1 protein-coding gene (running past one end of the window) is annotated in these 15930 nt (G+C 73.9%); it reads left to right on the forward strand.

Translation table 11 applies throughout. The annotated features are described in order from the left end of the window. Positions 1 to 15930, forward strand: the 5' portion of a protein-coding gene (locus ACIGXW_RS02300) for a type I polyketide synthase (RefSeq protein ID WP_399568956.1). 12720 nt of this gene lie beyond the right edge of the window; 15930 of the gene's 28650 nt are visible here — the first part of the coding sequence; the start codon lies at positions 1 to 3; the stop codon falls past the right edge of the window.

A 15930-nucleotide genomic window follows, 5' to 3' on the forward strand; every position in this document is an offset into this window, starting at 1 on the left:
ATGGACAAGGAACAGAAGCTCCGGGACTACCTCAAGCGGGCGAGCGCCGACCTCCGGCGTTCCCGGCAGCGGGTGAGCGAGCTCGAGACGGCCGCCAGCGAGCCGATCGCGATCGTGGGCATGAGCTGCCGCTTCCCGGGAGGGGTGACCAGCCCGGAAGAGCTCTGGACCATGCTGGCCGCCGGCGAGGACGGCATCACCGGCTTCCCCGACGACCGCGGCTGGGAACTGGACACCGACGAGACCTTCTCCGGTGGCTTCCTGCACGACGCGGCCGAGTTCGACGCCGGCTTCTTCGGGATCTCGCCGCGCGAGGCGCTGTCCATGGACCCCCAGCAGCGCGTCCTCCTGGAGTCCTCCTGGGAGGCCTTCGAGCGCGCGGGGATCGACCCGGCCGCCGTCCGCGGCACCAAGACCGGTGTGTTCGTCGGGGCCATGCCCCAGGACTACCGCGTGGGCCCGGACGACGACGTCCAGGGCTTCACCCTGACCGGCAACGCCACCAGCATCCTCTCGGGCCGGCTGTCCTACTTCTTCGGCGCCGTGGGCCCCGCGGTGACCGTCGACACCGCCTGTTCGTCCTCCCTCGTGGCGCTCCACCTGGCCGCGCACTCCCTGCGCGCCGGGGAGTGCTCACTGGCGCTCGCCGCGGGCGTCACGGTGATGTCCAGCCCCACCACCTTCGTGGAGTTCAGCCGCCAGGGCGGCCTGGCCGCCGACGGCCACTGCCGCTCGTTCGCCGACTCCGCCAACGGCACCGGCTGGTCCGAGGGCGTGGGCGTCCTCGTGCTGGAAAGACTGTCGGAGGCCCGCCGCAACGGACACCGGATCCTTGCCGTGGTGCGTGGCTCCGCGGTCAACCAGGACGGCGCGTCCAACGGCCTGACCGCTCCCAACGGTCCCTCGCAGCAGCGGGTGATCGAGCAGGCGCTGGTCAACGCCCGCCTCTCGGCCGACGAGATCGACGTCGTGGAGGCCCACGGCACCGGAACGACCCTGGGCGACCCGGTCGAGGCACAGGCGCTGCTCGCCACCTACGGCCGCAACCGCTCAGAGGACCGCCCCCTGCTCCTCGGGTCGGTCAAATCCAACATCAGCCACACCCAGGCGGCGGCCGGCATGGCCGGCGTCATCAAGATGGTCATGGCGATGCGGCACGGTGTGCTGCCCAAGACCCTGCACGTCGACGAGCCCTCCACGCACGTCGACTGGACCGCGGGAGCCGTGCGCCTGCTCACCGAGCCGGCCCCATGGCCGCAGCGGCCCGAACCGCGCCGTGCGGGCATCTCCTCCTTCGGGCTCAGCGGCACCAACGCCCACACGATCCTGGAGGAGGCCCCGCCCGCCGAGGCCCCGGAGGCCCCCGGGGACGGAACCGACGCCGAGCCGACGCCGACGGCGGAGCCCATCGCCGCCGGGACCATGCCCTGGCTCGTCTCCGGGCGCACCCGTGACGCCCTGCGCGCCCAGGCGGCCCGCCTGCTGGACTTCATGGAGTCCTCTCCCGCGCTCGCCCCCGTCGACGTCGCCTTCTCCCTCGCCGCGACCCGCTCCGGCCTCGAGCACCGCGCGGCGGTCACCGCGGCAGACCGTGACGGCGCCCTCGCGGGCCTCGCCGCACTCGCCGCCGGCGACCCGGCCCCGGCCCTCGTGCAGGGCACCACACAGGGCAGGTCCAAGCTGGCCTTCCTGTTCGCGGGACAGGGCTCCCAGCGCCTGGGCATGGGCCGCGAACTGCACGACCGCTTCCCGGCGTTCGCCCATGCTCTCGACGAGGTACTGGCCCACCTGGACACCGGCCTCGACCGGCCCCTGAAGGACGTGCTGTTCGCCGCCGAGGGCTCGTCCGAAGCGGCGCTGCTGAACGAGACCGGCTACGCACAGCCCGCCCTGTTCGCCGTCGAGGTCGCCCTCTACCGGCTCGTCGAGTCGTGGGGCGTCAAGCCCGACTTCCTCACCGGGCACTCGATCGGTGAGATCGCCGCAGCCCACGTGGCCGGGGTGTTCTCCCTGGCCGACGCCGCCGCCCTGGTCGTCGCCCGCGGCCGTCTGATGCAGGCACTGCCCACCGGCGGGGCGATGGTCTCCCTCCAGGCGACCGAGGCGGAAATCCAGCCCCTGCTGGAGCCCCGCGCGGACCGCGTGTCCATCGCGGCCGTCAACGGCCCGGACGCCGTCGTCATCGCCGGTGACGCCGACGAATGCGCCGCCATCGAGGAGCACTTCACGGAGCGGGGCCGCAAGACCAAGCGGCTGCGCGTCTCCCACGCCTTCCACTCCCCGCTCATGGAACCCATGCTCGAGGAGTTCCGGGCCGTAGTGGCGGGCCTCGCGCCGCAGGCGCCCGTGATCCCGGTCGTCTCGACGCTGACCGGCACCCTCGCCACGGTCGAGCAGCTGACCTCCGCCGGCTACTGGGTGGACCACGCCCGCCAGGCCGTCCGGTTCGCGGACGCCATCGCCTGGCTGGCCGGCCACGGCACCGGCACCTTCCTCGAACTCGGTCCCGACGGCGTCCTGTCCGCCATGGCCCGCGCCTGCCTGGACGACACCGACGGCACCGCGCATGAGAGCGCCGTGGCACTGCCGCTGTTGCGGCCGGGCCGCCCGGAGACCGACACCGCCACGGCAGCCGCGGCCGGCCTGCACGTACGCGGAGTCCCCGTCCAGTGGGAGCAGTACTTCTCCGGCACCGCAGCACAGCGCGTGGACCTGCCGACGTACGCCTTCCAGCGGCGCCGCTTCTGGCCCAAGGGCGTCCTCACGCAGGCCGGTGACGTCCGCGCCGCCGGCATGGGCGCCGCACATCACCCGCTGCTCGCAGCGGCCGTGTCACTGGCCAACTCCGACGGCCTGCTGCTGACCGGCAGGCTCTCGGTGCAGACCCACCCCTGGCTGGCCGAGCACGCCGTGCGCGGCGCGGTGCTGCTTCCGGCCACCGCCTTCCTGGAGCTGGCCATTCGCGCCGGCGACGAGGTCGGCTGCGACCGGGTGGAGGAACTCACCCTGGCCGCACCGCTGATCCTGCCCGAGCAGGGCGGCGTCCAGGTACAGGTGTGGGTCGGCAGCCCGGACGAGTCCGGCCGCCGCACCCTGAGCCTGCACTCCCGCCCGGACGGCGCCGAGGAGCAGCCCTGGACCCAGCACGCCGCCGGCATCCTGGCCTCCGGCGAGCAGCGCGCCGACTTCGACGCCACCGCATGGCCCCCGGCGGACGCAACTCCGCTCGAGCTCGACGGCTTCTACGACCGGGTCGCCGAGACGGGCTTCGCCTACGGGCCCATGTTCCAGGGCCTGCGCGCCGCCTGGCGCCGGGGAGACGACGTCTTCGCCGAGGTCGCCCTGCCCGAGACCGCCGGCTCCGACGCCGGTGCCTTCGGCATCCACCCCGCCCTGCTGGACGCGACCCTGCACGCGTCGGCCTTCGTGGACCTCGGTGAGCACGTACGCGGCGGCCTGCCCTTCTCGTGGCAGGACGTCACCCTGCACGCGAGCGGCGCGGCCACGGTACGCGTGAAGCTCTCCCCGTCCGGTGACGACGCCGTGTCCGTCGCCGTCACCGACACCACCGGCGCCCTCGTCGCCTCGGTGGGCTCGCTCGTCCTGCGGGCGCAGCCCGACCAGCACACGGGCGCCGCGGTTCCGCTGGTGCGCGACGCCATGTTCGAGCTGCGCTGGACCCGCCTGCGCGGTCACACGGCCATGCCCGGCTCGATCGGCGTGCTCGGGACGGACCCCTTCGGCCTCCTCGACACGCTGGCCCAGGACGACCTGCCCGTCCGCTCCTTCGAGCTCACCGAGGACGGCGAACCGGCCGTCCCGGCCGTCGTGCTCGCCCCCCTCACCGGCGACAGCGCCACAGGAGTCGTCGCCTCGGCCCATGACCTCACCTCCCGGGTCCTGCAGCAGCTGCAGACCTGGCTGACCGACGAGCGCTACGCCGACTCCCGGCTGGTCTTCGTCACCCGCGGCGCCGTCGCCGCCGACGGCGAGAGCGTGCCGGACCCGGCCGCCGCGGCCGTCTGGGGCCTGGTGCGCTCCGCCCAGACGGAACACCCCGGCCGCTTTGGCCTGCTCGACCTCGAACCCGGCGAGTCCCTGCCCGCCCTGCCCCCGCACGCCCTGGGCGTCACCGAACCGCAGGCCGTCGTCCGTGACGGCGCCGTACTCGGCGCACGGCTGGCACGCGCCCGCGTGACCCCCGCCCCCGACGCCGCGGCGTGGAACGCCGACGGCACTGTGCTGATCACCGGCGGCACCGGCGGCCTCGGCAGCGTCCTCGCCCGGCACCTGGTCACCGAGCGCGGCGTACGGCACCTGCTGCTCGTCAGCCGCCGCGGCGGCGCGGCCGAGGGCGCGGCGGAGCTGGTCGCCGAACTGAGCGGCCACGGCGCACAGGTCCGCGTCGAGGCCTGCGACCTCGCCGACCGCGACGCCGTCGGACACCTGCTCGCCACGGTCCCGGCCGACCACCCCCTGACGGCGGTCGTGCACAGCGCCGGCACCCTCGACGACGGCCTCATCGAGTCGCTCACCCCCGAACGGATCGACGCGGTCCTGCGCCCCAAGGCCGACGCCGTGTGGAACCTCCACGAGGCCACCCAGGAGCTGGACCTGGCGGCGTTCGTCGTCTTCTCCTCCCTCTCCGGCACCATCGGAGCCCCGGGCCAGGGCAACTACGCCGCCGCCAACGCCTTCGTCGACGCCCTCGCCCAGCTGCGGCACGGCGCCGGGCTGCCGGCACTGTCCCTCGGCTGGGGCCCGTGGGCCCCCTCCGGCGGAATGACCGGCGGCCTCTCCGGAGCCGAACTGGAGCGCCTGGCCCGGATGGGCACACCCGCGCTCTCCGAAGAGCAGGGCGTGGCGCTGTTCGACGCAGCCGTCGCCACCCGGGCGGCCGTGCTGCTGCCCGTCCGGCTGGACCTGCCGGTCCTGCGGGCCCAGGGCGACGTGCCGCCTCTGCTGCGCGGCCTCATCCGCACCCCCGCCCGACGCTCGGCGCTCTCGGGTTCCGAAGCGGCGGTCGGCCTAGTCCAGCGCCTGTCCCGGCTGGAGGAGGCCGACCGCACCGACGTGGTGCTCGAGCTGGTGCGTACCCAGGTCGCCGCCGTGCTCGGCCACACCACTCCCGCGGACGTCGATCCGAACCGGCCGTTCCAGGAGCTGGGCTTCGACTCCCTGACCGCCGTGGAACTACGCAACAGGCTGAGCACCGCGACCGGTCTGCGCACCGCCGCCACCGTGATCTTCGACTATCCGACGGTCACCGCACTGGCCGGCCATGTCCTCGGCGAGCTGATGGGCTCGGAGGCCGCCGTCGCGGTCACCGCTCCCCGCGCCGCGACCGACCGGGACCCCATCGTGATCGTCGGCATGAGCTGCCGCTACCCGGGCGGCGTCGCCTCGCCCGAGGACCTGTGGCGGCTCGTCAGCGAGGGCACCGACGCCATCTCGGGCTTCCCCGTCGACCGCGGCTGGGACCTGGACGCGCTCTACGACCCGGACCCCGACCACCTCGGCACCACCTACACCCGCTTCGGCGGCTTCCTGCACGACGCCGCACAGTTCGACCCGGCGTTCTTCGGCATGAGCCCCCGCGAGGCCCTGGCCACCGACTCCCAGCAGCGCTTGCTGCTGGAAGCCTCTTGGGAGGCCATCGAGCGCGCCGGCATCGACCCGGTGTCGCTGCGGGGCAGCCAGACGGGCGTCTTCGCCGGCGTCATGTACAACGACTACGCCGCCACGCTCACCGGCGGGCAGTTCGAGGGCTACCAGGGCAGCGGCACCTCACCGAGCATCGCCTCCGGCCGGGTGTCCTACGCCCTCGGTCTGGAGGGCCCCGCCGTCACCGTCGACACCGCGTGCTCGTCGTCGCTGGTCGCGATGCACTGGGCCATGCAGGCCCTGCGCTCCGGCGAGTGCTCGCTGGCCCTGGCCGGCGGCGTCACGGTGATGTCGACCCCCACCTCCCTGATCGAGTTCTCCCGGCAGCGCGGCCTCTCCCCGGACGGCCGGTGCAAGGCGTTCTCGGACAGTGCCGACGGCGTCGGCTGGTCCGAGGGCGTCGGCGTGCTCGTCCTCGAACGGCTCTCCGACGCGCGGCGCAACGGCCACCGCGTCCTCGCCGTGGTGCGGGGCTCCGCCGTCAACCAGGACGGCGCCTCGAACGGGCTCACCGCCCCCAACGGCCCCTCGCAGCAGCGCGTCATCCGCCAGGCCCTGGCCGGCGCCGGCCTGTCCGTCGCCGACGTCGACGCCGTGGAGGCCCACGGCACCGGCACCACCCTGGGCGACCCCATCGAGGCCCAGGCGCTGCTCGCGACCTACGGACAGGAACGAGACCCCGAGCGTCCCCTGCTGCTCGGGTCGATCAAGTCCAACATCGGCCACACCCAGGCCGCCGCCGGTGTCGCCGGCGTCATCAAGATGGTCCTGGCCATGCGCCACGGCGTCCTCCCGCGCACCCTCCACGCCGGCACGCCGTCCTCGCACGTGGACTGGACCGCGGGAGCGGTGGAACTGCTCACCGAGGAGACGTCCTGGCCCGAAGCGGGCCGGCCCCGCCGGGCCGGTGTGTCCTCCTTCGGTATCAGCGGCACCAACGCCCACGTGATCATCGAGCAGGCCCCCGGCACACCGCCCGAGCCCGAACGCGACGACCGCCCCACAGCGGCCGTCGTACCGTGGACAATTTCCGGCAAGAGCCGCGCCGCCCTGCGCGAACAGGCCGCCCGCCTGCGGTCCTTCGTCGACGCCCACCCCGCGCTGGACCCTGCCGACGTCGGCCTGTCGCTCGCCACCACCCGCTCCGCCTTCGAGCAGCGCGCGGTCGTCATCGGTGACCGGGACGCACTCCTGCGATCCTTGACCGCCCTGGCCACCGACCGCCCCGACCCGGCCCTGACCGAGGGCGAGACCGGCGGCGCCGGAAAGCTGACCCTGCTGTTCGCCGGGCAGGGCAGCCAGCGGCCCGGCATGGGCCACGAGCTCTCCGCACGCTTCCCCGCGTTCGCCGAAGCCCTCGACGCGGTGACCGCCGAGCTCGACCCCCTCCTGGACCGTCCCCTGAAGGACGTCCTCTTCGCCGACCCCCACAGCCCCGAGGCGGAGCTGCTGGGCGAGACCGGCTGGACCCAGCCGGCGCTGTTCGCCGTCGAGGTCGCCCTCTACCGCCTGCTGCGGTCCTGGGGTGTACGCCCCGACCATCTCCTCGGCCACTCCATCGGTGAGATCGCCGCCGCCCACGCCGCCGGCGTGATGTCCCTGCCCGACGCAGCCAAGCTGGTGGCCGCCCGGGCACGACTGATGCAGGCCCTGCCGGCCGGCGGGGCGATGATCTCCCTGCAGGCCACCGAGGACGAGGTCGCCGAGCTGCTCGCCGGGCGCGAGGACGAGGTCTCGCTCGCCGCCGTCAACGGCCCCACCGCCGTCGTCATCGCCGGCGACGAGCAGGCGACCGCCGACATCGCCGCCCACTTCCAGGCCCAGGGACGCAAGACCAAGCGGCTGCGGGTGAGCCATGCCTTCCACTCGCCGCGCATGGAACCCATGCTGGAGGACTTCCGCCGCGTCGCCGAGGGCATCGCCTTCACGGCACCGGCCGTCCCGGTCGTGTCCAACCTGACCGGAAAGATCGCCACCGCCGAAGAGCTGTGCTCGCCCGACTACTGGGTCGAACACGTGCGGCGCACCGTCCGGTTCGCCGACGGCGTGCGCACCGCGCAGGCCGCCGGTGCCGCCACCTTCCTCGAACTCGGCCCCGACGGCGTCCTGTCCGCCCTCGCCCAGGACACCCTCGGCGACGACACCGACGCCGACCTGGTCCCGGTGCTGCGCACCGACCGCCCGGAGGACCAGGCGATCGTCGCGGCGCTCGGCCGCCTCCACGTACGCGGTATCACCGTCGACTGGCCGGCGTTCTTCGCCGGCACCGGTGCCCGCCCCGTCGAGCTGCCCACCTACGCCTTCCAGCACGAGCGCTACTGGCCCGAGCTCGAGGCCGCCCCCGGCGCCCAGCAGGCCGCCGACCCGGCGGACGCCGAGCTGTGGGGCGCGGTCGAACGCGGCGACGCCGGCGAGCTCGCCACGCTCCTCGGGCTGCGCGACGAACAGCACGCCTCGCTCTACGCCCTGCTCCCGGCCCTGTCGTCCTGGCGGCAGCACCGCCACGAGAAGTCCCTCCTGGACGCGGCGCGCTACCGGGTGGAATGGAAGCCCGTCCGCGCGAGCGCGGCACCGGTACTGGACGGCACCTGGCTGGCCGTCACCACCGAGGACATCGACGCCGACGAGATCCTGGACGCCCTGCGCGGACACGGAGCCCAGTTCGAGCGACTCGTCCTGGACGCGTCCTGCCGGGACCGCGTCGAGCTCACCACGCGCCTGGAAGCCGTCGGGAACGTCTCCGGCGTCCTGTCCCTGCTGCCGCTGGCCGACCGACCGGGCCCGCTCGGCACCGAGCTGCCGACCGGCCTCGCCCTCAGCGTCGTCCTCACCCAGGCACTGGCCGACACCGGTCTGTCCGCCCCCGTGTGGACCCTCACGCGCGGAGCCGTCTCCACCAGCCCCGCCGACCCGCTCACCCACCCCGTCCAGGCCGCCGCATGGGGCCTGGGCCGCATCGCCGCGCTGGAACACCCCCAGCCGTGGAGCGGACTGATCGACCTGCCGCCCGTCCTGGACGCGCCGGCCACCCAGCAACTGGTCAGCGCCCTCGCCGCACAGGCCGGTGAGGACCAGATCGCCATCCGCGCCACCGGCACGCTCGGCCGGCGGCTGGTGCGCCACACCGTCCACGAACTGCCCCAGGCCGAGGACTTCACCGCCGACGGCACCGTGCTCGTCACCGGCGGCACCGGAGGCCTCGGAGCCGAGGTCGCCCGCTGGCTCGCCCGCAGCGGAGCCCGGCACCTCGTCCTGACCAGCCGCCGTGGCCCCGACGCGCCCGGCGCCGCGGAGCTGCGCGCGGAGCTGGAGGACCTGGGCGCCCGTGTCACCCTCGCCGCCTGCGACGCCGCCGACCGCGACCAGCTGGCCGCCGTCCTGGCCGCCATCCCCGCGGACCTGCCGCTGACCGGTGTCATCCACGCCGCGGGCGTCGGCCAGGCCGCACCCCTCGCCGAGACCTCACTGGCCGCCGTCACCGACATGATGGCCGCCAAGATGCTCGGCGCCGCCCACCTGGACGACCTCCTCGGCGAGCACCGGCTCGACTTCTTCGTCCTGTTCTCCTCGATCGCCGGCGTATGGGGCAGTGCGGGCCAGAGCGCCTACGGCGCGGCCAACGCCTACCTCGACGCCCTCGCCGAGCACCGCTCCGCACGCGGCCTGACGGCGACTTCCGTGGCATGGGGCCCCTGGGCGGAGGCCGGAATGGCCACGCACGAGGCCATGGCGGACAACCTGCTGCGCCGCGGTCTGCGGTTCCTCGCACCGCGCAACGCCATCACCGAGCTGCGCCGCGCGGTCGTCCAGCAGGACGTGACGGTGACCGTCGCCGACGTCGACTGGGAGCGCTACCACCCCGTCTTCACCTCCTCGCGGCCCAGCGTCCTCTTCGACGAACTGGCCGACGTACGCGCGCTCGAACAGCCCGACCGGCAGGGCGACCGCGCAGCCTCGGAATTCGCCGGACGCCTCCACGGCCTGAGCGAGAGCGACCAGCACCGGCTGCTGGTCGACCTGGTGCGCGCCGAGGCGGCCGTCGTCCTCGGCCACACCTCCGTCGAGGGCGTGAGCGAACGGCGCGCCTTCCGCGAGGCGGGCTTCGACTCGCTCACCGCGGTCGAGCTGCGCAAGAGGCTTGCCACGGCGACCGGACTGGCCCTGCCCAGCACGATGGCGTTCGACTACCCGACCCCCATCGCACTGGCGAAGTTCCTGCGCACACAGATCCTCGGCGCGGGCGCCGCCCCCGCGGCCCCGGCGGCCGTACCGGCGGGCGGCTTCGACGAGCCGATCGCCATCGTGGGCATGAGCTGCCGCTTCCCCGGCGGCGTCCGCTCACCCCAGCAGTTCTGGGAGCTGGTGTCCGAAGGCGTGGACGCCATCAGCGACTTCCCCGTCAACCGCGGCTGGGACGGCACGGACCTGTACGACCCGGACCCCGAACAGCCCGGCAAGACGTACTCCACCCAGGGCGGCTTCCTGCACGACGCGGGCGAGTTCGACGCCGGCTTCTTCGGCATCTCGCCGCGTGAAGCGCTGACGATGGACCCCCAGCAGCGCCTGCTGCTGGAAACCACCTGGGAGGCCTTCGAACAGGCCGGCATCGACCCCGCCTCCGTCCACGGCAGCCCGACCGGCACGTTCATCGGCTCGACCTACCAGGAGTACGGGCTCGGCCTCGACGACAGCTCCGCCGGCCACGCGGTCACCGGCACCAGCCCCAGCATCCTGTCCGGGCGCCTGGCCTACCTGTTCGGGCTGGAAGGCCCCGCGGTCACCGTGGACACGGCCTGCTCCTCGTCCCTGGTGGCGCTGCACCTGGCGTGCCAGTCGCTGCGCAACGGCGAGAGCTCCCTCGCCCTGGCCGGCGGCGCGACCGTCATGACCAACCCCAACCCGTTCATCGTCTTCAGCCGGCAGCGCGCACTCGCGCAGGACGGCCGTTGCAAGGCCTTCTCCGAGGCCGCCGACGGCATGACCCTCGCCGAGGGCGTGGGCATCCTCGTCCTGGAGCGCCTCTCCGACGCCCGCCGCAACGGCCACGAGATCCTCGCCGTGGTCCGCGGCTCCGCCATCAACCAGGACGGCGCTTCGAACGGGCTCACCGCCCCCAACGGCCCCTCACAGCAGCGCGTCATCCGGCAGGCCCTGACCAACTCGGGCCTCACCACGGCGGACATCGACGTCGTGGAGGCGCACGGCACCGGCACCGCGCTCGGCGACCCCATCGAAGCCCAGGCCCTCCAGGCCACCTACGGTCAGGACCGCGACCCGCAGCGCCCGCTGCTGCTGGGCTCGGTCAAGTCCAACATCGGTCACACCCAGTCGGCGGCGGGCGTCGCCGGTGTGATCAAGATGGTCATGGCGATGCGGCACGGCACCCTGCCGCGCACCCTGCACGCCGACGAGCCGTCCTCCCACATCGACTGGACGCCCGGCACGGTGTCCCTGCTGACCGAGCACCTCGACTGGCGGGAAGGGGAGCGGCCGCGCCGCTGCGCGGTCTCCTCCTTCGGCATCAGCGGCACCAACGCCCACGCGGTCCTCGAAGAGGCACCGCGCGAGCAGGAACAGCAGGCCCCCGCCACGGAGGCGGCTCCGGCCGGCGCCCTCCCGTGGGTGCTGTCCGCGCGCACGCCCGGCGCCCTGCGCGCCCAGGCCGCCCGCCTCGCCGCCCATCTCGAGGCCGCCCCGCAGACCCGGCCGGCCGACGTCGGCCACGCCCTGGTCACCTCCCGTACCGTCTTCGACCACCGCGCGGTGGTCGTCGGCACCGGCACCGACGAGCTCCTGGGCGAGCTGCGGTCCCTGGCCGCCGGCGAGTCGTCGGCCGCCGCCGTCCACGGCACGGCCGATGTCGACGGCAAGGTCGTCTTCGTCTTCCCCGGCCAGGGCTCGCAGTGGCTGGGAATGGGCGCACGCCTGCTGGAGGAATCCCCGGTCTTCGCCGAGCGCCTGCACGAGTGCGCGACCGCGCTGTCGGCGTTCGTCGACTGGTCGCTCGTCGACGTGCTCCGCCAGGCCGAGGGCGCTCCCTCCCTGGACCGTGTCGACGTCGTCCAGCCCACCTCGTTCGCCGTCATGGTCTCCCTGGCCGCACTCTGGCGCTCCTACGGGGTTTCCCCGGACGCCGTGGTCGGCCACTCCCAGGGCGAGATCGCCGCGGCCGCCGTCGCCGGAGCGCTGTCGCTGGAGGACGCGGCGCGCGTCGTGGCCCTGCGCAGCCAGGCGATCGCCCGCGTGCTGGCCGGATCCGGCGGCATGGTGTCGGTGCCGCTGCCGGCCGCCGAGGTCGAGGAGCGCCTGCGCGCCTTCGACGGCGACATCTCCATCGCCGCCGTCAACGGACCGGGAGCGGTCGTCGTCTCCGGCGCACCGGAGCCGCTCGAGAGCCTGATGGCCGCACTGACCGCCGAGGACATCCGCCCCCGGCGGATCGCGGTGGACTACGCCTCGCACTCCGCCCAGGTCGAGCTGCTGCGTGACGAACTGCTGACGACCCTCGCCCCGGTGCGGCCGCAGTCCGCCCAGGTGCCGTTCTTCTCTACGGTGACGGGCGACTGGCTCGACACCACCGCCCTCGACGCCCGGTACTGGTACCGCAACCTGCGCCAGACCGTGCGCTTCGAGCCGGCGATCCGGGAACTGCTCGGCCAGGAACACCGGGTGTTCATCGAGGTCAGCTCCCACCCGGTGCTGACCATGGGCGTCCAGGCCACCGTGGAGGACGCCGGCGGCCGGGCGGCCGTGCTCGGGACGCTCCGGCGCGACCAGGGCGGCACCGACCGGTTCCTGACCTCCCTCGCCGAAGCCTTCGTCCGGGGCGTGCGCACGGACTGGGCCCGGATCTTCGCCGACGGCGGCACCCGACGGGTCGACCTGCCCACGTACGCCTTCCAGCGCGAACACCTGTGGGCCATCCCCGCCAAGCCGCGCTCCCAGGCCGAAGCGGACCCGGCGGACAGCGAGTTCTGGGCCGCCGTTGAGCAGGAGGACGTCGAATCCCTGGCCTCCAGCCTGCGCGTCGACGGAACCTCCCTCGTACCCGTCCTTCCCGCACTCTCCGACTGGCGCCGTCGCCGCCGCGACCGCTCCACCGTGGACTCCTGGCGCTACCGCGCCACATGGAAGCCGCTCAGCGGCCTGCCCACCGCGGCACTGACCGGCACCTGGCTGGTAGTCACCGCCGCCGGCATCGCCGACGCTGACGTCGAAGCCGCACTGACCGCGCACGGGGCGGACGTCCACCGCCTGCTGCTCGACGACTCCTGCCTCGACCGGGCCACCCTGACCGCACGACTGGCCGAGCTCGGCAACGCGCCGGACACCGCCGCGTTCACGGGAGTGGTCTCGCTGCTCGCGGACGACGAGGCACCCGGCGAGCTGTACCCCCAGCTGGCCCGGGGGCTGGCCCTGACCGTCACCCTCGTCCAGGCCCTCGGAGACGCCGGCATCGACGCGCCCCTGTGGTGCCTGACGCGCGGCGCGGTCTCCACGGGCCGCTCGGACCGGCTGACCCGGCCCGTCCAGGCCCAGATCCACGGCCTGGGCTGGACGGCGGCGCTGGAACACCCGCAGCGCTGGGGCGGTCTGGTCGACCTGCCCGAGCAGCTCGACCGGCGCGCCGGCGAACGACTGGCGGCCGTCCTCGCCGGCCGCACCGGCGAGGACCAGCTGGCCATCCGCCCCTCGGGCGTCCTCGCCCGGCGCGTCGTGCGCGCCACCTCCGCCGACTCCGCCCCGGCCCGCGCCTGGTCGCCGCGGGGCACCACCCTGGTCACCGGCGGCACCGGCACGCTGGCGCCCCACCTGGCGCGCTGGCTCGTCGAGCAGGGCGCCGGGCACATCGTCCTGACCAGCCGCCGGGGCATGGAAGCCCCCGGCGCCGCCGAACTCGTCGAGCAGCTCACCGAGCAGGGCTGCGAAGCCACCGTCGTCGCCTGCGACCTGACCGACCGGGACGCGGTCGCGGGCCTCCTTGAGCGGCTCAAGGCCGACGGGCACACCGTCCGCACCGTCGTCCACACCGCCGCCGTCATCGAACTGGCACCGCTCGCCGAGACCGGCCTCGACGCCTTCGCCAAGGTCGTCGACGCCAAGGTCCAAGGCGCCCGCCACCTTGACGAACTCCTCGACGACGACGAGCTCGACGCCTTCGTCCTGTACTCCTCCACCGCCGGCATGTGGGGCAGCGGAGCGCACGCCGCCTACGTCGCCGCCAACGCCTACCTCAACGCGCTCGCGGAGCACCGCCGCGCCCGCGGCGCCTGCGCGACGTCCATCTCGTGGGGCATCTGGGCCGACGACATCAAGCTCGGCCGGGTCGACCCGTCGCAGATCCGCCGCAGCGGCCTGGTGTTCATGGACCCGCAACTGGCCCTGGCCGGACTGCGACAGGCCCTCGACCACGACGAGACCGTCCTGTCGATCGCCGACATCGACTGGGAGCGCTACTACCCGGTCTTCACCTCCGGGCGGCCCACCCCGCTGTTCGAGGACGTCCCCGACGTCCAGCGGCTGGAGGAGGAGACCGCCGCCCCCGCCACGGACAGCGAGTTCGTCTCGCGGCTCCTCGCCCTGCCCCCCGTCGAGCAGGACCGGGCCCTGCTCGACCTGGTCCGCGCGGAGGCCTCGACGGTCCTCGGCCACGCCTCGCCCGACGTCCTCTCCGAACAGCGGGCCTTCCGCGACGTCGGCTTCGACTCCCTCACCGCCGTGGACCTGCGCAACCGGCTGTCCACGGTGACGGGGCTGACCCTGCCGAGCACCATGGTGTTCGACTACCCCAACCCCCTCGCGCTCGTGGAGTACCTGCGCGGCCAGATCGCCGGCGCGCGCGCCGAGACCGCGGCGCCGGCCAGCACCTCCGCCAGCGACGAGCCCATCGCCATCATCGGCATGAGCTGCCGCTACCCGGGCGGCATCAGCTCCCCCGAACAGCTGTGGGACCTCGTCGCCGCGGGCGGCGACGCCATCACCGAGTTCCCCCTCGACCGGGGCTGGGACACCGACGGACTGTACGACCCGGACCCCGACCGGCCCGGCAAGACGTACTCCACCCGCGGCGGATTCCTCCACGATGTGGCGGACTTCGACGCCGGATTCTTCGGCATCTCGCCCCGCGAGGCCCTCGCGATGGACCCGCAGCAGCGCCTGCTGCTCGAAACCGCCTGGGAGGCCCTGGAGCGGGCCGGTATCGACCCCGCCTCCCTCCGCGGCAGCCTGACCGGCACTTTCATCGGAGCCAGCTACCAGGACTACACCTCCGGAGGGGCGGGCCCCGAGGGCGCCGAGGGACACCTGATCACCGGCACCATCTCCAGCGTCCTGTCCGGCCGCCTTTCCTACACCTTCGGTCTCGAAGGGCCGGCGGTCACCCTCGACACCGCCTGCTCGTCGTCGCTGGTCGCCCTGCACCTGGCGTGCCAGTCGCTGCGCAACGGCGAGAGCTCCCTCGCCCTGGCCGGCGGCGTGAGCATCATGGCCACGCCCAACGCCTTCGTCGGCTTCAGCCGCCAGCGCGCCATGGCGGCCGACGGCCGCTGCAAGGCCTACGCCGAGGCCGCCGACGGCATGAGCCTCGCCGAAGGCGTCGGCCTGGTGCTCGTCGAGCGCCTCTCCGACGCCCTGCGCAACGGCCACCAGGTCCTCGCGGTCGTCCGCGGCAGCGCCGTCAACCAGGACGGTGCCTCCAACGGACTGACCGCCCCCAACGGGCCCTCGCAGCAGCGCGTCATCCGCCAGGCCCTCGCCAACGCCGGCGTGACCGCGGCCGACGTCGACGTCGTGGACGGCCACGGCACCGGCACCAAGCTCGGCGACCCCATCGAGGCCCAGGCCCTCCTGGCCACCTACGGCCAGGACCGCGAGCGGCCCCTGCTCCTGGGCTCGGTCAAGTCCAACATCGGCCACACCCAGATGGCGTCCGGCGTGGCCAGCGTCATCAAGATGGTCATGGCCATGCGCCACGCCACCGTCCCCCGGACCCTCCACATCGACGAACCCTCTTCCCACGTCGACTGGGCCTCAGGCGCCATCCGCCTGCTGACCGAGCAGAGCGAATGGCCGCAGACCGGCCGCCCGCGCCGCGCCGGCGTCTCCTCCTTCGGACTCAGCGGCACCAACGTCCACACCGTCCTCGAACAGGCCCCCGAAACGCCCGCCGAGGAAGCGGAAGCACAAGCCCCCGCCGAGCCCGGCACCGTACCCCTGGTGCTCTCCGCACGCACCGAGACGGCGCTGCGGGCGCAGGCGGAGCGACTG

The sequence above is a fragment of the Streptomyces sp. NPDC053079 genome, from assembly GCF_044546695.1.
In the GTDB taxonomy this organism is placed as follows: Bacteria; Actinomycetota; Actinomycetes; order Streptomycetales; family Streptomycetaceae; genus Streptomyces.